The 19,137-nt window shown below is 69.4% G+C and carries 19 protein-coding genes; 10 read left to right on the top strand and 9 right to left on the bottom strand.

Annotated features, from left to right (window positions below):
* Positions 1-57 precede the first annotated feature (57 nt).
* The 5 genes from OG514_RS13100 (at position 58) to trxA (ending at position 5,035) form a co-directional block, all read left to right on the top strand.
* Positions 58-1,782, top strand: a complete 1,725-nt coding sequence (locus OG514_RS13100; protein ID WP_266894120.1) for a protein kinase family protein — start codon at positions 58-60, stop codon at positions 1,780-1,782.
* A 108-nt stretch (positions 1,783-1,890) separates the two neighbouring features.
* Positions 1,891-2,601 (top strand): RNA polymerase sigma factor SigM, encoded by a 711-nt coding sequence (gene sigM / locus OG514_RS13095; protein ID WP_266894118.1) that lies wholly within the window; start codon positions 1,891-1,893, stop codon positions 2,599-2,601.
* Positions 2,598-3,548 carry a zf-HC2 domain-containing protein gene (locus OG514_RS13090; protein WP_266894116.1) on the top strand — a complete coding sequence of 317 codons (951 nt, stop codon included), beginning with the start codon at positions 2,598-2,600 and terminating at the stop codon, positions 3,546-3,548. The genes sigM and OG514_RS13090 overlap by 4 nt, the downstream gene beginning before the upstream one ends.
* Positions 3,549-3,687: 139 nt before the next feature.
* Positions 3,688-4,653: a thioredoxin-disulfide reductase gene (gene trxB / locus OG514_RS13085; RefSeq protein WP_266894114.1), complete on the top strand. Its 966-nt coding sequence runs from the start codon at positions 3,688-3,690 to the stop codon at positions 4,651-4,653.
* Between the two features lie 46 nt (positions 4,654-4,699).
* Entirely contained in the window at positions 4,700-5,035 is a 336-nt protein-coding gene (gene trxA, locus OG514_RS13080) for a thioredoxin (protein ID WP_323181532.1), read from the top strand.
* A 97-nt stretch (positions 5,036-5,132) separates the two neighbouring features.
* Here trxA and OG514_RS13075 read toward each other — a convergent pair whose 3' ends face one another.
* The 9 genes from OG514_RS13075 to rpmH all read right to left on the bottom strand — a co-directional run bounded on the left by OG514_RS13075 (position 5,133) and on the right by rpmH (position 11,874).
* On the bottom strand, positions 5,133-5,750 hold the full coding sequence (locus OG514_RS13075; protein ID WP_266894112.1) for a GNAT family N-acetyltransferase: 618 nt from the start codon (positions 5,748-5,750) through the stop codon (positions 5,133-5,135).
* Positions 5,751-5,908: 158 nt separating this feature from the next.
* Positions 5,909-7,009, bottom strand: a complete 1,101-nt coding sequence (locus OG514_RS13070; RefSeq protein WP_266894110.1) for a ParB/RepB/Spo0J family partition protein — start codon at positions 7,007-7,009, stop codon at positions 5,909-5,911.
* Complete coding sequence (locus OG514_RS13065; protein WP_266894108.1) at positions 7,006-8,082, bottom strand: ParA family protein; 1,077 nt, start codon at positions 8,080-8,082, stop codon at positions 7,006-7,008. Before OG514_RS13065 ends, OG514_RS13070 begins: the two co-directional genes overlap by 4 nt.
* A 236-nt stretch (positions 8,083-8,318) precedes the next feature.
* Positions 8,319-9,035: a 16S rRNA (guanine(527)-N(7))-methyltransferase RsmG gene (rsmG, locus tag OG514_RS13060; RefSeq protein WP_266894106.1), complete on the bottom strand. Its 717-nt coding sequence runs from the start codon at positions 9,033-9,035 to the stop codon at positions 8,319-8,321.
* 117 nt (positions 9,036-9,152) lie between these two features.
* Positions 9,153-9,662, bottom strand: a complete 510-nt coding sequence (locus OG514_RS13055) for a R3H domain-containing nucleic acid-binding protein (RefSeq protein WP_266894104.1) — start codon at positions 9,660-9,662, stop codon at positions 9,153-9,155.
* A gap of 29 nt (positions 9,663-9,691) precedes the next feature.
* Positions 9,692-11,017 (bottom strand): membrane protein insertase YidC, encoded by a 1,326-nt coding sequence (yidC, locus tag OG514_RS13050; protein ID WP_266894102.1) that lies wholly within the window; start codon positions 11,015-11,017, stop codon positions 9,692-9,694.
* 3 nt (positions 11,018-11,020) lie between these two features.
* On the bottom strand, positions 11,021-11,347 hold the full coding sequence (gene yidD / locus OG514_RS13045; RefSeq protein WP_215065479.1) for a membrane protein insertion efficiency factor YidD: 327 nt from the start codon (positions 11,345-11,347) through the stop codon (positions 11,021-11,023).
* Entirely contained in the window at positions 11,344-11,715 is a 372-nt protein-coding gene (rnpA, locus tag OG514_RS13040; RefSeq protein WP_266894095.1) for a ribonuclease P protein component, read from the bottom strand. Before rnpA ends, yidD begins: the two co-directional genes overlap by 4 nt.
* Positions 11,716-11,736: 21 nt before the next feature.
* A complete protein-coding gene (rpmH, locus tag OG514_RS13035; protein ID WP_079045023.1) occupies positions 11,737-11,874 on the bottom strand; it encodes a 50S ribosomal protein L34 in 138 nt (45 codons plus the stop codon).
* A 393-nt stretch (positions 11,875-12,267) separates the two neighbouring features.
* Here rpmH and dnaA point away from each other — a divergent pair, with 393 nt between their 5' ends.
* The 5 genes from dnaA to OG514_RS13010 all read left to right on the top strand — a co-directional run bounded on the left by dnaA (position 12,268) and on the right by OG514_RS13010 (position 18,915).
* Positions 12,268-14,031 carry a chromosomal replication initiator protein DnaA gene (gene dnaA / locus OG514_RS13030; protein ID WP_266894090.1) on the top strand — a complete coding sequence of 588 codons (1,764 nt, stop codon included), beginning with the start codon at positions 12,268-12,270 and terminating at the stop codon, positions 14,029-14,031.
* 1,008 nt (positions 14,032-15,039) lie between these two features.
* Positions 15,040-16,170, top strand: a complete 1,131-nt coding sequence (dnaN, locus tag OG514_RS13025) for a DNA polymerase III subunit beta (RefSeq protein WP_015034855.1) — start codon at positions 15,040-15,042, stop codon at positions 16,168-16,170.
* 109 nt (positions 16,171-16,279) lie between these two features.
* The gene (gene gnd / locus OG514_RS13020; protein ID WP_030321240.1) at positions 16,280-17,158 is read left to right on the top strand and encodes a phosphogluconate dehydrogenase (NAD(+)-dependent, decarboxylating); all 879 of its coding nucleotides are present in this window, start codon (positions 16,280-16,282) and stop codon (positions 17,156-17,158) included.
* Positions 17,159-17,218: 60 nt separating this feature from the next.
* A complete protein-coding gene (recF, locus tag OG514_RS13015; protein ID WP_266894083.1) occupies positions 17,219-18,340 on the top strand; it encodes a DNA replication/repair protein RecF in 1,122 nt (373 codons plus the stop codon).
* Positions 18,337-18,915: a DUF721 domain-containing protein gene (locus OG514_RS13010; RefSeq protein WP_266894081.1), complete on the top strand. Its 579-nt coding sequence runs from the start codon at positions 18,337-18,339 to the stop codon at positions 18,913-18,915. The genes recF and OG514_RS13010 overlap by 4 nt, the downstream gene beginning before the upstream one ends.
* The last annotated feature ends 222 nt before the right edge of the window (positions 18,916-19,137 follow it).

The raw sequence follows: 19,137 nt of genomic DNA, 5'->3' as shown, positions 1-19,137 counted from the left end.
GCACAATTGGCTTGGCTGTTGGATGTGGCGCAACGGATGGGGAGGCAGGGAACGACGGTGGCGGAACGTAGCACGGCTGCCGTCGACGTGGCCGACAACAGCGGTGACGACCCGCTGACCGCCAAGGCGGACACGGCCGCGACCGACGGGGTGGCGGACAAGCAGAAGACGGCGGAACAGCCCGCCGAGGCCACGGACAAGAAGGCGGTCGAACGACAGAGCGGCGAACAGCCCTCCATCACGGCTCCGGAACTGCACAGCGGCCACAAACTGGCCCGGCGCTACCGGCTGGAGGAGTGCGTCACCCGTCTGGACGGCTTCAGCAGTTGGCGTGCCGTCGACGAGAAACTACGGCGTGCCGTCGGGGTCCACCTGCTGCCCGCCGATCACCCCAGGGCCCGCTCGGTCCTGGCCGCGGCCCGCTCCTCGGCCCTCCTCGGCGACCCTCGCTTCGTGCAGGTCCTCGACGCTGTCGAGGAGAACGACCTGGTCTACGTCGTGCACGAGTGGCTGCCGGACTCCACCGAGCTGACCGCGCTGCTCGCGGCCGGCCCGCTGGAGCCCCACGACGCCTACCAGCTCGTCAGCCAGGTCTCCCAGGCCATGGCCGCCGCCCACCGCGAGGGCCTCGCCCATCTCCGGCTCACGCCGAGCGCCGTCCTGCGCAGCTCCACCGGCCAGTACCGGATCCGCGGCCTGGCCGTGAACGCCGCCCTGCGCGGCATCACCGCCGAGCGCCCGCAGCGCAGTGACACCGAGGCCATCGGGGCGCTCCTGTACGCCGCCCTCACCCAGCGCTGGCCGTACGACAGCGACGCCTACGGGCTCTCCGGCCTGCCCAAGGGCGTCGGTCTGCTCCCGCCCGACCAGGTCCGCGCCGGCGTCCACCGGGGCCTCTCCGAGATCGCCATGCGCGCCCTGGCCAACGACGGGGCCACCGCCTCGCGCCAGGAGCCGCCCTGCACGACCCCGGACGAGCTGGCCAAGGCCGTGGCGGCGATGCCCCGTGTGAAGCCGCCCGAGCCGGAGTTCGCTCCTCCGCCCGAGTACCAGCGCACGACGTACCAGCAGGGCACCTACGGGCGTCCCCAGATGCGCCCGCCGGTCACCCAGCCGGTGGTCATCCCGCCGCCCCCGCTGCAGAGCCGCACCGGCAAGGCGCTGAAGTGGGCCGTCTCGGCCCTGCTGATCGCCGCCCTGGGCCTCGGCAGCTGGCAGATCGCGGACCGGCTCCTCGGCCAGGACAACCCGACCAAGCCTCCGAACACGTCTCCGACGATCGACGACGAGAAGCCCGAGCCGCCCAAGCCGCTCGCGATCGAGTCCGCCGAGGAGTACGCGCCCGACGGGAAGCCCCAGAACCCCGAGAACGTCGGCAACACCTACGACAGCGACAGCTCCTCGTACTGGCGCACCAAGACCTTCGTCGACGGCCCCGTCCTGGCGCCGTACAAGCAGGGTGTCGGGATCGTCTACGACCTGGGGAGCGAGCGGAACGTCTCGTCGGCGTCCATAGCTCTCCGCTACGGCGGCCCGAACACGACCGTCACCCTGTACGCGGCGGACGCGATGTCGCCCTCCGGCACCCCGGACTCCATGAAGAAGATCGCCACGGTCGAGACCTCGGACTCGACGGCGAAGCCGGAGACCACGACGCCGGTCAAGACTCGCTACGTGCTGCTGTGGATGACCTCCGCGCCGTACTCCAGCGGGGACGAGTACTTCGGGGCCGGCTTCAAGCAGGCCATCACGAACGTCTCCTTCAAGGGGACCACCCCCTAGTCACGACCACGCCCCACCGATGAGCGCCGAGCCCAGCTCGGCGCTCATTTACTTCCGGGCACGGACCGGATTGAATGCCTGCACGGCTGCCGAGCGAGGAGGGGAACCGTGGCACCAGCGGCTGACGATCCCCGGACCGCGACGGACGACGCCCTACTGGCACGCCATGTCGCCGGGGACCCCGACGCCTTCGGTGAGCTCGTACGGCGACACCGCGACCGGCTGTGGGCCGTGGCCCTGCGGACCCTGGGGGACCGCGAGGAAGCCGCTGACGCCGTCCAGGACGCCCTCATCTCCGCCTTCCGGTCCGCCCACACCTTCCGCGGCCAGTCGGCCGTCACAACGTGGCTCCACCGCATCACGGTGAACGCCTGCATCGACCGCGCCCGAAAGACCGCTTCCCGCAGGACCTCGTCCGTCGACGACACCGCCCGGTTCGAGCAGCTCCTCGAACCCCACGAGTCGGCCGAAGCCCCCGCCGAGCGCCAGGACCTCCACCGGGAGCTGCTGGCCGCGCTCGCCACACTGCCCGCGGACCAGCGCGCCGCCCTCGTCCTGGTCGACATGCAGGGATACCCCGTCGCCGAGGCGGCCCGTATCCTCGGCGTTCCCACCGGCACCGTGAAGAGCCGCTGCGCGCGCGGGCGGGCACGACTGCTTCCGATGGTCACTCATCTGCGCGCCGACACTGTGGGTAACGAGCCCCCCGATGGGGGAAGGAACCGGACGCCGGGGACATCCGTCCCACCGGTGCCGGGGCCGACGGATACCGGACCGACTGATCCAGCTGCTGTGAAGGGCGGAGGTGGGCGCACGTGACTTCCACGGCCGGCAGGGCCAACACCACACAGCACCCGGACGTCTCGGAGATCTCCGATCTCACCGAGGGGCTGCTCTCACCGACCCGCTCGGCCGCCGTCCGTCGGCATCTCGACAGCTGTCCCCTCTGCGCGGACGTACGGTCCTCCCTGGAGGAGATCCGTGGCCTGCTCGGCACCCTTCCCGGGCCACCCCGCATGCCCGCGGAGATCGCCGGACGGATCGATGCCGCCCTCGCCGCCGAAGCGCTCCTCAACGCCACCACGCCGGAGAGCGACACCGCTGTTTCACGTGAAACAGCGCGCACGACGGCCGAGGCGGCTCCCGCCGTCCCTCCCCGTCCGGTCACGGCCCGCGCTGCGGACCGGCCTGCCGGTCGCTCCGGCGCCACCACCGGCCCCGGCCGGACCGGGAAGCCCCGTCGCCGGCGCATCGCCCTGCTCTCGACGATCGGCGCCGCCTTCGGAGCCGTGCTCCTCGGAACGAGCCTGTATCTCAGCCAGACGGGCAATGTGACCGCCGGTGGTGACGCGGGCAGTGCCAAGAAGGCCGACACCGTCGCCGGGGCGGCCCTGAGCCCCTTCTCGGGCTCTCCCGTCGAAGACCGGGTCCACGCGCTCCTGGCCGAGGGCGACACGGCCCAGACTCCCCGTGGCATCGCACCGGAATCCATGTCCGCCGAGACCGAGAACACGGCCCCCGAGCGGAACAGGGACTCCACGGTCCCCGGCTGCGTCCTCGCGGGCACCGGCCGCTCCGACGCGGTGCTGGAGCACGAGCGCGGTGAGTACCGGGGATCGCCCGCCTATCTGCTGATCCTCCCCGACCGCGGGGACAGCACCCGGGTCCAGGCCTATGTGCTCGACGCCTCCTGCGCGAACCGCACCACCGGCAGCGGAAGCCCGGCAGCCGATCTCCTGTTCAGCGAGACATACCCTCGCTCCTGATCTCCCTCCCCGTCCGGCCACGGTGCCGCGCGGCGGTCTCGGGAATGTACGCCCCTTAGGATCCGTTGGGTGGGGTGAGAGTGACCGAGACGACCGCCCCCGTAGGCAGTGGCAGTCTGCAGAGACGAGGAAGAAACCCGTGAGCGACGTCCGTAACGTGATCATTATCGGCTCCGGGCCCGCGGGTTACACCGCTGCGCTCTACACCGCCCGAGCGTCGCTGAACCCCCTGGTCTTCGAAGGTGCCGTCACCGCCGGTGGCGCACTCATGAACACGACCGAGGTCGAGAACTTCCCCGGCTTCCGTGACGGCATCATGGGCCCGGACCTGATGGACAACATGCGGGCCCAGGCCGAGCGCTTCGGCGCCGAGCTCGTCCCCGACGACGTCATCGCCGTGGACCTGACCGGTGACATCAAGACCGTCACCGACACCGCCGGCACCGTGCACCGCGCCAAGGCCGTCATCGTCACCACCGGCTCCCAGCACCGCAAGCTCGGCCTCCCGAACGAGGACACGCTCTCCGGCCGCGGTGTCTCCTGGTGCGCCACCTGCGACGGGTTCTTCTTCAAGGACCAGGACATCGCCGTCGTCGGCGGCGGCGACACCGCGATCGAGGAGGCCACCTTCCTCTCGCGCTTCGCCAAGTCGGTCACGATCGTCCACCGCCGTGACAGCCTGCGTGCCTCCAAGGCCATGCAGGAGCGCGCCTTCGCCGACCCGAAGATCTCCTTCGCCTGGGACAGCGAGGTCACCGAGATCCACGGTGAGCAGAAGCTCAGCGGCCTGACCCTGCGCGACACGAAGACCGGCGAGACCCGTGCTCTGCCCGTCACCGGCCTCTTCATCGCCGTGGGCCACGACCCGCGGACCGAGCTCTTCAAGGGCCAGCTGGACCTCGACGAGGAGGGCTACCTCAAGGTGGCCGCCCCGTCGACGCGCACCAACCTCACCGGTGTCTTCGGCGCCGGCGACGTCGTCGACCACACCTACCGTCAGGCCATCACGGCCGCCGGCACCGGCTGCTCCGCCGCGCTGGACGCCGAGCGCTTCCTGGCCGCCCTCGCCGACAGCGAGAAGCTGGCCGAGACCCCCGCGGTCTGACCCCCGTCTCTCCTCACCCACACCCCGCGAGATCAAGGAGGCCGCTGTGGCCCTGAAGACTGTGACCGACGCTTCCTTCGAAGAGGACGTCCTCAAGAGCGACAAGCCCGTCCTGGTGGACTTCTGGGCCGAGTGGTGCGGCCCGTGCCGCCAGATCGCCCCGTCGCTGGAGGCCATCGCCGCCGAGCACGGCGGCGAGATCGAGATCGTGAAGCTCAACATCGACCAGAACCCGGCCACGGCCGCCAAGTACGGCGTCATGTCCATCCCGACGCTGAACGTCTACCAGGGTGGCGAGGTCGTGAAGACGATCGTCGGTGCCAAGCCGAAGGCCGCCATCCTGCGCGACCTCGCGGACTTCGTCGAGCCGACCAAGGCCTGATGCTCTCCTTCTGTTTCACGTGAAACAGAGCAGCGTTTCACGTGAAACAGCGACGGCCCGCCCCTTTCCGGGGGCGGGCCGTTCTCGTGTCCCGACGCTAGAGCGGCCTGAGGACGGGTTCCTTCTGCACGGCCCCGAGCAGCCGGTCAAGCGCCATCTCGACGTCCTCCTTCCAGGAGAGCGTCGTCCGGAGCTCCAGCCGCAGTCTCGGAAAGGCCGGGTGCGGCCGCACCGTCTTGAACCCCACCGCCAGCAGGTGATCGGCCGGCAGTACACAGGCCGGCTCCTTCCACCGGGCGTCGCCGAACGCCTCGATGGCCTTGAACCCCCGCCGCAGCAGATCCTTGGCCACGGTCTGTACGACCATCCGGCCGAGTCCCTGGCCCTGGTAACCCGGCATGATCCAGGCCGTCATCAACTGCGCGGCATCGGCCGCCACAGGACTCGTCGGGAAGGCCGTGGAGCGCGGCACATAGGCCGGGGGAGCGTAGAGGACGTAGCCGACCGGGACCTCGTCGACGTAGACCACCCGACCGCAGGAGCCCCACTCCAGGAGAACGCCCGAGATCCAGGCTTCCTTCTCCAGCTCCGGACGCCCCGCCTTCGCAGCGGCTTCTCCACTGACCGGGTCCAGCTCCCAGAACACACAGGAGCGACAACGCTTGGGCAGGTCCGGAAGATTGTCCAGCGTGAGCGGTACGAGCCGACGCCCCACGGCCGCTCCTCATTCCCTCGCCATCGAGCACGGATACGCCATTCGAATCGTATCGATCGGGCGATCCGGACGACACCGCTCACAGGCAAAGGGCGGGCCGCGTTCCGGCGAAGACCGGAGCACGACCCGCCCTCGGCGGCCTCAGACAGGGGAAGGCGTCAGCCCTCCGCACCCTTCTCGGTGTTCTTCTGGTCCATGACCCGTCCCTCACCGGGAGCCAGGGTCGCCAGGATCCGGTCCAGATCCTCCACCGAGGCGAACTCGACGACGATCTTGCCCTTCTTCTGCCCCAGGTCGACCTTCACCCGGGTCTCGAAGCGGTCCGAGAGACGGGAAGCCAGATCCGTGAGCGCGGGCGAGACCCGGCCACCGGCGCGCGGCTTCGTCGGCTTGACCGAACCGGCGGGCTCCTCGGAGCCCATGAGGCTCACGATCTCCTCGACGGTACGCACCGAGAGGCCTTCGGAGACGATCCGGTACGCCAGCTTGTCCTGGGACTCCGGGTCCTCCACACCGAGCAGCGCCCGCGCGTGGCCGGCGGAGAGCACTCCGGCGGCGACCCGGCGCTGCACCGGAGGGGAGAGCCGCAGCAGTCGCAGCGTGTTGGAGATCTGCGGGCGCGAGCGCCCGATCCGCTCCGCGAGCTGGTCATGGGTGCAACCGAAGTCCTTGAGCAGCTGCTCGTAGGCGTGAGCCTCTTCGATCGCGTTCAGCTGGGCACGGTGAAGGTTCTCCAGGAGGGCGTCCAGGAGCATCTTCTCGTCATCGGTGTCCCGGACGATCGCCGGGATCCGCTCAAGACCCGCCTCCTTGGAGGCCCGCAGGCGCCGCTCGCCCATGACGAGCTCGTAGCCCTCGTCGTCGAGCTTGCGCACGACCACGGGCTGGAGGAGGCCGACCTCCTTGATGGAGACGACGAGCTCCGCCAGGGCGTCCTCGTCGAAGACCTCACGCGGCTGGTGCCGGTTGGGAACGATGGCGTCGAGCGGAAGTTCGGTGAAGTAGGCCCCCGCCGGGGGCTCCGGCCGGACCACCGGCTCGGCTTCGTTCCATGCCCGCATCGACTCCGGGGACTGCGCGCTCTGCGGGAGCGTCGCCAGCTTCGCGGCGGCTACCCCTCGGTCCGAGGTCAGCACAGGGGCCGCGCCGGGGGAGGCCACGCCCGCCCCCGCGCCGGCGGCCGGCGTCTGCCGTTCCTGGGGAGCAGCGGGGATCAGCGCACCGAGCCCACGCCCCAATCCCCTACGTCGCTCACTCACTGAATCCCCTCCGACATGCTGCGCTGGTGGTTCTGGTGCCCCATATGGGCGTGCTGCGGGTCGTAGTGCACGGCCGCCCCCCGCAGGGCGATCTCGCGGGCCGCTTCGAGATACGACAGGGCGCCGCTGGAGCCCGGGTCGTAGGTGAGGACCGTCTGCCCGTAGCTCGGGGCTTCCGAGATACGGACGGACCTCGGGATGCTGGTGCGCAGCACCTCTTCCGCGAAGTGGGTGCGCACCTCGTCGGCGACCTGCGAGGCGAGCCTCGTCCGGCCGTCGTACATGGTGAGCAGGATCGTCGAGACATGGAGCACGGGGTTGAGATGCCCCCGCACCAGCTCGACGTTCCGCAGAAGCTGTCCGAGCCCCTCCAGCGCGTAGTACTCGCACTGGATCGGGATCAGCACCTCGGCTCCGGCCACCATGGCATTGACCGTGAGGAGACCGAGCGAGGGCGGGCAGTCGATCAGGATGTAGTCGAGCGGCTGCTCGTAGGCCTGGATCGCCCGCTGCAGGCGGCTCTCACGGGCCACCAGCGAGACCAGCTCGATCTCCGCGCCGGCCAGGTCGATGGTGGCGGGGGCGCAGAAGAGGCCCTCGACATCCATGACGGGCTGCACCACTTCGGAGAGCGGCCTGCTGTCCACGAGGACGTCGTAGATCGAGGGGACCTCGGCATGGTGGTCGATACCGAGTGCCGTGGAGGCGTTGCCCTGGGGGTCCAGGTCGATGACCAGGACACGGGCACCGTGCAGGGCGAGGGACGCGGCAAGGTTGACCGTCGTGGTCGTCTTGCCGACGCCGCCCTTCTGATTGGCGACCACCATCACGCGAGTCTGGGCCGGGCGGGGAAGTCCCTCACCGGCACGACCCAAGGCCTCTACTGCCAGCTGGGCAGCACGACCAATGGGGGTGTCGTCCATCGGGGGCGGTGTTTCACGTGAAACATCCTCCCCCACCGATTCGGTTCGGGGACCGGGGACCGGATCGGTCATCGGTCCCGCGATGTTGGCGTCGGACCGCAAGGATTCACTCTCCTCGGCTTCAGGCTCGCGATGGGGAGAGCCTGCCATGCTTTCGGGGTCGTGAACCAGCGAGGCCGGTGGTTCTGTGGGTGAATCCACCTCTGTGGACATCTCCGTAACCCTCGCGGGTGGGTTCACGCGGGGTCTACGGTCCCGGGGCGTGGCAGCCGCGCGACCGCGGCTGATGATCCCCTGCAGCAGTGAGCGATGTTTCACGTGAAACACCATGCCCCTGCTGCCCGGCCGGGACCGTTCGACACTCCGAAATGGTACGTATGCGACGCTCAGCGGCGTCGACGGGTCTTGCTGGTCCGGGCCGCCTTGGCTCGCTTGGCCGCGAACCGCACACCACCCGGGCTCTCGCCGACCTCCACCCGGACGACCGTGGACAGCGGATCGACGATCCCCTCGCCCACGTGCAGCACCGAGGTCTCCACCACACCGAGACGGGAGAGCGCGGCGCGAGCACCGGTGATCTCCTCCTCCGCGGTGTCGCCCTTGAGTGCCAGCATCTCCCCGTACGGACGCAGCAGGGGGACTCCCCAGCCAGCCAGCCGGTCGAGCGGCGCCACCGCGCGTGCGGTCACCACGTGCACGGGCGTGATCTTGCCGAGCATCTCCTCGGCGCGTCCTCGGACCACGGTCACATGGTCGAGGCCGAGCAGCTCGACGACCTCCTGGAGGAAGTTCGTCCGGCGAAGAAGTGGCTCCAGAAGCGTGATCTTCAGGTCGGGCCGGACCAGCGCCAGGGGGATGCCGGGAAGACCGGCGCCCGAGCCCACGTCGCAGACGGTGACGCCCTGGGGGACGACCTCCGAAAGGACGGCGCAGTTCAGCAGGTGGCGCTCCCACAGCCGCGGGACCTCACGCGGGCCGATCAGACCGCGCTTCACACCCGCGTCCGCGAGGAGCTCCGCGTATCGCACGGCCTCCGGGAAGTACTCACCGAAGACTGTCCGCGCCTGCTCCGGAGCCTCGGGGAGCACCGCTTCCTCCGTCACGGGAACCGTCCTTCCGTACCGCACGCATCGCGTGCGAGCGCACTGTGGTGGCTGACTATCAGGCTGACAAAGATCGGCCCCGCCTGCGAACAGACGGGGCCGACACTACGTGAGGCTTCAGGCCGGGAGCACAACGACGAAGCGCTGCGGCTCCTCGCCCTCGGACTCGCTGCGCAGACCGGCGCCGGCGATCGCGTCGTGCACGACCTTGCGCTCGAACGGCGTCATCGGGTCCAGCTTGACCGGCTGACCGGTGGACTTCACCTCGGCTGCGGCCTTGGCGCCCAGCTCGGCGAGCTCGGCGCGCTTCTTGGCACGGAAACCGGCGATGTCGAGCATCAGGCGGCTGCGGTCACCGGTCTCGCGGTGCACGGCCAGCCGGGTCAGCTCCTGGAGTGCCTCCAGGACCTCACCGTCGCGGCCCACGAGCTTCTGCAGCTCACGGGCAGAGTCGCTGATGATCGAGACCGCGGCCCGGTCCGCCTCGACGTCCATGTCGATGTCGCCGTCGAGGTCGGCGATGTCGAGCAGACCCTCGAGGTAGTCGGCCGCGATCTCACCCTCCTGCTCCAGGCGGGTCAGGGTGTCGCCACCCTCGGCGGCGGCGGAGGTGGTGCCTTCCGTCACGGATGGACTCCTTCTTGCTTCGGCGAGGCTTACTTCTTGGAGGACGGGTGCTTGGGCCGCTGCTGGCCCTTGCGCTGGCCGGACTTGCCCTGGCGGGAGCCTCCGGAGTTGGCGCGGCTCGGACGCGCGGGCTTGTCGCCCTCTGCCTCGTCCTTCGGCTCATCCTTGGCGGCGGTCTTGGCCGGGTCCTGGGGCTTCTTCTCGAGCGAGGTGGTCGGCGCCTCTTCGGCGGCCGGCTCGGAAGCTTCCTCGGTGTCCTTTGCCACGACGTGCTGAGCTGCGGCGGCCTGGCGCTGGGACTTGGTCTGACGCTTGGGCTGCTGGCGCTTGGCGGCGGAACCGCCCTCGGCCTCGGCCACGATCGTGTCGCCCTTGATCACGGTGCCGTCCGCCTGGGCGGCGAAGCCGGCCTTGGTCAGACCCGCGAAGAAGCGGCGCTCGTTGTCATTGCGGTCGCTGCCCTTGGCGACGATCACCTTGACGATGTTCTTCCGGCGACGGCCGCGGACCTCACCGTGCTGCGTGACGCTCTTCAGCAGTCGCTGGAGGTAGGAGTCCTGCGCCTTGCTGCCCGGGGTCGGGTTCTGGTTGATCACGTACATCTGCTGGCCCATGGTCCACACGTTGGTGGTCAGCCAGTAGATGAGGACACCGACGGGGAAGTTGATGCCCATGACGGCGAAGATGACCGGGAAGATGTACATGAGCATCTTCTGCTGCTGCATGTACGGGGTCTTCACCGAGAGGTCGACGTTCTTCATCATCAGCTGTCGCTGGGTGAAGAACTGCGAGGCCGACATCATGACGATCATGATCGCGGTGACGATGCGGACCGAGGTGATCGAGGCGTCGAGCGCGGCGACCTCAGCGGCGCTGTCCGTGAACTTCGAGGCCAGCGGGGCACCGAAGATGTGCGCCTGACGGGCACTGGCCAGCAGCGGCCCGTCGATGACACCGATCTCCTTGCCGGAGGCGATGGCGGAGAGCACGTGGTACAGGGCGAAGAAGAACGGCGACTGGGCAAGGATGGGAAGGCACGAGGAGAGCGGGTTGGTACCCGTCTCCTTGTACAGCTTCATCATCTCTTCGGACTGACGCTGCTTGTCGCTCTTGAAGCGCTCCTGGATCGCCTTCATCTTCGGCTGGAGCGCCTGCATGTTCCGCGTCGACTTGATCTGCTTGACGAACAGCGGGATCAGACAGATACGGATCAGCACCACAAGGGACACGATCGACAAGCCCCAGGCCCAGCCGGTGTCGGGGCCGAAGATCGCCCCGTACACCTTGTGGAACTGGACGATGACCCAGGAAACGGGCCAGGTGATGAAGCTGAACAGACTGGCAATCGTGTCCACTAATCAGGCTCCTTGAGCATTGGGCGAGGTCTCTGCGGCCGGGCTCGTCTCGGCGGTGGACCCGCCCTTGTCGCCGCGCAGCGCGTTCCTCAGCATTTCGTGCCAGCGGGGGCGCTTACGCGCGGGGACATGGTCCACGCCGCCGGGCGACCACGGGTTGCACCGCAGGATGCGCCAGGCGGTCAGGGCTGTGCCCTTGATCGCGCCATGCCGGTCGATGGCCGTGAATCCGTAGTGGGAACACGACGGGTAGTACCGGCAGACGGGCCCCAGAAGAGGGCTGATCGTCCACTGGTACAGCTTGATGAGAGCCAGCAGCGGGTACTTCATCGCGCGCCCCCTCCCAGCAGCCGCTGGAGAGCGGCGTCCAGGTCTCGGGCCAGCTGTGCGTGGTCGGCGTCGCCGGCTCCGGGCAACGCCCGTACGACCACCAGGCTACCGGGGGGCAGCTCGGTGAGGCGGTCGCGGACGAGATGGCGCAGACGACGCTTCACCTGGTTGCGTACGACCGCAACGCCCACGGCCTTGCTCACGACGAAACCCGCACGTGCCGGGGGAGCGCTCTCCCCAGGCGCGTGCGGGTTCGTGTCACCGCTGCGTAGGTGGACGACGAGGAGCGGGCGACCGGCCCGGCGCCCTCGGCGTACCGCGGTTGCGAAGTCCTCGCGCCGCCTCAGCCGATTCTCGGTAGGCAGCACGTCATGACCTGCTTAAGCAGATCAGGCGGACAGCTCAGTGCGACCCTTGGAACGGCGGTTCGCAAGGATGGCTCGGCCGGCACGCGTACGCATCCGCAGGCGGAAGCCGTGGGTCTTGGCGCGACGACGGTTGTTCGGCTGGAAGGTGCGCTTGCTCACTCGGGGGCTCCAGAAATGATTCGTAGATGGCGGGACATCGCCTGGCTGTCACCGTGCGCCCACGAGTAGCTCGCAATACGCCCGAGTGCACCGCTACACGTTCAAAACCGTGATCTTTGCCCATCGGAGGCAGGCGGCAGCAGCCATCGACAACTCGACCTGGTCACGGTACGCGCGGCTACGCCATCCGGTCAAACCGACCTGTCGCCACCCCCCATTGTGCACAGGCTGTGGACAACAACTTGAACCACGTCAGCCGCCCCGACTACCGTGGATGGACTCCACAATCTTTTCCGTTCTGTCCTTACTGTCCTCACGGGTCCGTCCTCACGGACATCGACCCACCGTCCCCGAGAACCACACCATCGTGGGACCTGCGAGAAAGCGTGCCCTGTGGCTGACGTACCTGCTGATCTTGCCGCAGTGTGGCCACGCGTCCTCGAGCATCTCCTCGCCGAGGGTCAGCAAGGGATCGAGCCCAAGGACAAGCAGTGGATCGAGCGCTGCCAGCCCCTGGCCCTGGTCGCCGACACGGCGCTGCTCGCCGTGCCCAACGAATGGGGCAAGCGCGTCCTGGAGGGCCGGCTCGCCCCGCTGATCAGCGAGACCCTCAGCCGTGAGTGCGGCCGCCCGATCCGGATCGCGATCACCGTCGACGACTCCGTCGGCGAGCCGACTCCGCCGGCGCCCCCGGTGCAGCAGTCCCAGCAGCCCCGCTACGACGAGCGCCAGCAGCCCGAGCCGTACGAGAAGTACGACGGCTACGGCCACCGGCCGATGCCCGACGACGGGCTGCCCACCGCGCGCCCGGCCTACCCGGACTACTCGCAGCAGCGCCCGGACCCGGGCGCCTGGCCGCGTACCCAGGAGGACCTGTCCTGGCAGCAGCCCCGGCTGGGCGGCTACCAGGAGCGGGCCCCGTACACCGGCCCCGAGCAGTCCCGACAGTCGCGCTACGACGAGCCGCCCCGCGGCTACGAGCAGCAGCGGCCCGAGCGCGCCGAGCTGCCCGACCCGCAGAACCACGGTGCCCGCCCCGGTCCCCGGCCGGGCGGTCCCGGGGGTGTCCCGGGCGGCGGCCACGGTGCCTCCTCCGGGCAGGGCTCCGGCGCTCCCGGCGAGCAGCACGCGCGGCTGAACCCCAAGTACCTCTTCGACACCTTCGTCATCGGTTCCTCGAACCGCTTCGCGCACGCGGCCGCGGTCGCGGTGGCCGAGGCGCCGGCGAAGGCGTACAACCCGCTCTTCATCTACGGGGAGTCGGGGCTCGGCAAGACCCATCTGCTGCACGCGATCGGGCACTACGCGCGGAGCCTCTACCCGGGCACGCGCGTGCGGTACGTGAGCTCCGAGGAGTTCACGAACGAGTTCATCAACTCGATCCGTGACGGCAAGGGCGATGCCTTCCGCAAGCGCTACCGCGATGTGGACATCCTGCTCGTCGACGACATCCAGTTCCTCGCGAGCAAGGAGTCGACGCAGGAGGAGTTCTTCCACACCTTCAACACCCTGCACAACGCGAACAAGCAGATCGTGCTCTCCTCGGACCGGCCGCCCAAGCAGCTGGTGACCCTGGAGGACCGGCTCCGCAACCGCTTCGAGTGGGGCCTCACCACCGATGTGCAGCCGCCCGAGCTGGAGACGCGCATCGCGATCCTCCGCAAGAAGGCGGTGCAGGAGCAGCTCAACGCCCCGCCGGAGGTGCTGGAGTTCATCGCGTCCCGGATCTCGCGGAACATCCGTGAGCTGGAGGGCGCGCTGATCCGGGTGACGGCCTTCGCGAGCCTCAACCGGCAGCCGGTGGACCTCGGGCTCACCGAGATCGTCCTGAAGGACCTGATCCCGGGCGGCGAGGACTCGTCCCCGGAGATCACGGCACCGGCGATCATGGCGGCGACGGCCGACTACTTCGGTCTGACGGTGGAGGACCTCTGCGGATCCTCGCGCAGCCGCGTCCTGGTGACGGCCCGGCAGATCGCCATGTATCTGTGCCGCGAGCTCACGGATCTGTCGCTGCCGAAGATCGGCGCGCAGTTCGGCGGCCGTGACCATACGACGGTGATGCACGCGGACCGCAAGATCCGGGCCCTGATGGCGGAGCGGCGCTCCATCTACAACCAGGTCACCGAGCTCACCAACCGCATCAAGAACGGCTGACGGCCGACCGACATCCGGCCGGCGGACGGCCGCAGCCGACCCCCTGCAAGGGCGCCCCGGGACACCTCCCGAGGCGCCCTTCGGCGTTACCCCAGGACTTCGCGGGGGCTCCTGAGGCCCTCCTGGAACTCTGCTGAAGTTCCCCTGAAGCCGTCGTAAGGCCGTCCACAGGACGTTCCGGAGCCCTTCCCGGACCCTCCGGAAGGGGTCGAAGAACCCTCCCGAAGCCCTCCCGAAGGCATCCCGAAGCGCTCGCGACCGCCGGCCGGGGCCTCGTCCGGGGGACGAGCTGTTCGATTACTCCGTTCCGGTGGCGGGTTCTCCACAGATTGGGGGATGATCTCCCGTCCACAGGGTGGGGACTGTCGAGTTATCCGGATCGTGTCCACAGGCTGGACTGCTGACAGATCATCACCCCAGGTCAGCCCCTTGTGGAATTGTTGGTAAAAGATCTCCACAGGCTGTGGACAAAACTTTCGTCCACAGGAGGCCTCGAAGGTTGTCCACCGGCTGCCCACAGGGCAGGGTCCGTTGCCCACAGCTTCTCCACACCCCTGTCCACTGTTCGGCAACGAATCGCCCCCTCTCACCGCGTCGAGTGAAAGCCGTCACACCAAGGAGGACGGTTGGGCTGTGGGGAACGTGGGTAAAGCTGGGGACAGCGCTGGGGAGAACTCCCCATGGCCTGTGCATCGGGTGTGCAGAACTTTTGGGTGTCCACAGAGAACCCCAGTTGTCCACCGGCTCCACCCACAGGCGCAGTGGACAAAAAACCGGGCCTGACCTGCGAAAACGACGTTATCCACCGTTTCCACAGGCCCTACTACTACTCCCACTTAGAGTTAGCTAGGAATCCGCTTCGAAGTGGGGCCTGTGCACAACTCGGCGCCGGAGCTCCGACGCGCTCTTGTCGCGACTTGACCCCGAGCAGCACCGAGTGTCCGCGGCGTACGTCAGACTGGTTCCCGCAGTCGACGAAGAGCCAGCAACAAGCAGGAGGCGGTTCCGGTGAAGATCCGGGTGGAGCGCGACGTACTTGCCGAGGCGGTGGCCTGGGTGGCCCGCAGCCTCCCGGCCCGTCCGCCGGCCCCCGTGCTCGCTGGCCTTCTGTTGAAGGCCGAGGACGGCGCGCTGAGCTTCTCGAGCTTCGACTACGAGGTCTCGGCCCGTGTCTCCGTCGAGGCGGAGGTCGAGGAGGACGGCACCGTCCTGGTCTCCGGTCGGCTGCTCGCCGACATCTGCCGCGCCCTCCCCAACCGCCCGGTGGAGATTTCCACAGACGGTGTACGGGCGACCGTGGTCTGCGGCTCCTCCCGCTTCACCCTCCACACCCTGCCTGTGGAGGAGTACCCGGCGCTGCCGGAGATGCCCACCGCGACCGGCACCGTCCCCGGTGAGGTCTTCGCCTCCGCCGCCGCGCAGGTGGCCATCGCCGCCGGCCGTGACGACACGCTGCCCGTGCTCACCGGTGTGCGCATCGAGATCGAGGGCGACACGGTCACCCTGGCCTCCACCGACCGCTACCGCTTCGCGGTCCGCGAGTTCCTGTGGAAGCCGGAGTCCCCGGACGCCTCCGCGGTCGCCCTGGTGCCCGCGAAGACCCTCCTGGACACCGCCAAGGCGCTCACGAGCGGCGACACGGTCACCCTGGCGCTCTCCGGCTCCGGCAAGGGCGAGGGCCTCATCGGCTTCGAGGGCGCGGGCCGCCGCACCACCACCCGCCTGCTCGAGGGCGACCTGCCGAAGTACCGGACGCTCTTTCCCACCGAGTTCAACTCGGTCGCGGTGATCGAGACCGCGCCCTTCGTCGAGGCCGTCAAGCGCGTGGCCCTGGTGGCCGAGCGCAACACCCCTGTCCGGCTGAGCTTCGAGCAGGGCGTGCTGATCCTTGAGGCGGGCTCCAGCGACGACGCACAGGCTGTGGAGCGCGTCGACGCGCAGCTGGAGGGCGACGACATCTCGATCGCCTTCAACCCGACCTTCCTGCTGGACGGCCTGAGCGCGATCGACTCCCCGGTCGCCCAGCTCTCCTTCACGACCTCCACCAAGCCGGCGCTGCTGAGCGGCAAGCCCGCGCTCGACGCCGAGGCGGACGAGGCCTACAAGTACCTGATCATGCCGGTTCGCCTGAGCGGCTGACCGTTCATGGGCGGGCGTCGACTGAGCGGCTGACCCCACAGGTGTGCACCGGGGTCCGGGCGTAGGCTCGGACCCGGGTAAACCGCACACGACGCTTAAGGAATCTCTGATGGAGCTCGGTCTCGTCGGTCTCGGCAAGATGGGCGGCAACATGCGTGAGCGCATCCGCCGCGCAGGCCACACCGTCATCGGATACGACCGCAACCCGGACCTCGCCGATGTCCACAGCCTGGAAGAGCTTGTGGGCAAGCTCAAGGGTCCGCGCGTCGTGTGGGTCATGGTTCCGGCCGGTGCCGCGACCCAGTCCACCATCGACGAGCTGGCCGACCTGCTCTCCCCCGGTGACATCGTCGTGGACGGCGGGAACTCGCGCTGGACCGACGACGAGAAGCACGCCGAGGAGCTGGCGGCCAAGGGCATCGGTTTCGTCGACTGCGGCGTCTCCGGCGGTGTCTGGGGCCTGGAGAACGGCTACGCGCTGATGTACGGCGGCTCCGCCGAGGACGTGGCGAGGGTCCAGCCGATCTTCGACGCGCTCAAGCCCGAGGGCGAGTTCGGCTCGGTCCACGCGGGCAAGGTCGGCGCCGGTCACTTCGCGAAGATGGTCCACAACGGCATCGAGTACGCGATGATGCAGGCCTACGCCGAGGGCTGGGAGCTCCTGGAGAAGGTCGACTCCGTCACCGATGTGCGTGAGGTCTTCCGCTCCTGGCAGGAGGGAACGGTCATCCGTTCCTGGCTGCTCGACCTCGCGGTGAACGCCCTGGACGAGGACGAGCACCTGGACCAGCTGCGCGGCTACGCGTCGGACTCCGGCGAGGGCCGGTGGACGGTCGAGGCCGCCATCGACAACGCCGTACCGCTGCCGGCGATCACCGCCTCGCTGTTCGCGCGGTTCGCCTCCCGCCAGGACGACTCCCCGCAGATGAAGATGATCGCCGCGCTGCGCAACCAGTTCGGTGGCCACGCGGTCGAGACGAAGAAGTAATCCACAGGCTGTGCACCCCGCGGTGCACAGCCGCCGGGGGAAGAAGGTCGGCGCCCAACCATGCACGTCACGCATCTGTCGCTGGCCGACTTCCGCTCCTACGCCCGGGTCGAGGTCCCGCTCGACCCGGGCGTCACCGCCTTCGTGGGCGCCAACGGCCAGGGCAAGACCAATCTGGTCGAGGCCGTCGGCTATCTCGCGACTCTCTCCAGCCACCGCGTCGCCTCCGACGCCCCGCTTGTCCGGATGGGGGCTGAGCGCGCGGTCATCCGCGCCGCCGTCACCCAGGGCGAACGCTCCCAGCTGATCGAGCTCGAACTCAATCCGGGCCGGGCCAACCGTGCCCGTATCAACAGGTCCTCGCAGGTCAGACCGCGTGACGTGCTGGGGATCGTACGGACCGTGCTGTTCGCGCCCGAGGACCTCGCCCTGGTGAAGGGCGACCCCGGCGAGCGCCGGCGCTTCCTCGACGAGCTGATCACGGCGCGCACGCCGCGCATGGCGGGCGTGCGCTCCGACTACGAGCGCGTGCTCAAGCAGCGCAACACGCTCCTGAAGTCGGCGGCCATGGCACGGCGGCACGGCGGCCGCGGCATGGACCTGTCCACCCTCGACGTCTGGGACCAGCACCTGGCGCGGACCGGCGCCGAGCTGCTCGCGCAGCGGCTCGATCTGATCGCCGTACTGCAGCCGCTCGCCGACAAGGCGTACGAGCAGCTCGCACCCGGCGGCGGACCGATTCTGCTGGAGTACCGGCCCTCCGCGCCGGGCACCGGACACACCCGCGAGGAGCTGTACGAACAGCTGATCGCCGCGCTGGCCGAGGTGCGCAAGCAGGAGATCGAACGGGGTGTCACCCTCGTCGGCCCCCACCGCGACGAGCTGCTGCTCAAGCTCGGTGAGCTGCCGGCGAAGGGGTACGCCAGCCACGGCGAGTCCTGGTCGTACGCGCTGGCGCTGCGGCTCGCCTCGTACGACCTGCTGCGGTCCGAGGGCAACGAGCCCGTCCTCGTCCTCGACGACGTCTTCGCCGAGTTGGACGCGCGGCGGCGGGAGCGGCTCGCGGAGCTGGTGGCCGGCGGCGAGCAGGTCCTGGTGACGGCCGCCGTGGACGACGACGTACCGGGTGTCCTCGCGGGGACGCGGTACGAGGTGGCCGGAGGGACGGTGGAGCGGGTATGAGCGAGGAAAACCTTCCCCAGCCTGTGGATACTTCTTCGCCCTCGGGGCCTTCCGCGCCGTCGGTGCCCGAACCCTCGGGTGTGGATCTCGCGCGGGTCGCGCTGCGCGCCGCCAAGGAACAGGCGAAGGCCAAGGGCGCTGCCGCCCAGCAGAAGAAGCAGGCCCGGCGCGGGGGCGGCCTGCGCTCCGGCGCGCGCGCCGACGGGCGCGACCCGATGGCGCTCGGCGCCGCGATCAACCGGCTCATCACCGAGCGGGGCTGGGAGACGCCGGCCGCGGTCGGCGGGGTCATGGGCCGCTGGCCGCAGATCGTCGGCGAGGACCTGGCCAAGCACTGCGTACCGCTGAAGTTCGACGACGAGCCGGACGCACGGGTGCTGACGGTGCAGTGCGACTCGACGGCCTGGGCGACGCAGCTGCGACTGCTCGCGCCGACGCTCGTCGCGCGGCTCAACGAGGACCTCGGCCACGGGACCGTGCGGATGATCAAGGTGCTCGGGCCGGGGGCGCCGCGGCGGGGGTACGGGCCGTTGCGGGCGCCGGGGTCCGTGGGGCCCGGAGACACGTACGGCTAGGGCGCCGGGCGGCCTCGGTTTCTTGGCGCGGGCCACGTGCGTGGTCGCTGCGGCGGGTCCCGGTGGTGCTGGTCACAGCAGAGGGGCGCCGCGCTGGTGGTGCTGTGCCCACCCTCCCCCAGGCTCCGTCCGGGGGACCCCCACGCCTTGCGGAACGTATGCCCACAACGGGGGCGGCGGGCGTGTCCGCGACGGGGGCGGCGGCGGTGCCCACACCGCGCT

Source organism: Streptomyces sp. NBC_00572 (assembly GCF_026341815.1).
Lineage (GTDB): Bacteria > Actinomycetota > Actinomycetes > Streptomycetales > Streptomycetaceae > Streptomyces.
The sequence above is the reverse complement of the archived record's forward strand: the minus strand, read 5'-3'. Positions and strand labels throughout refer to the sequence as shown.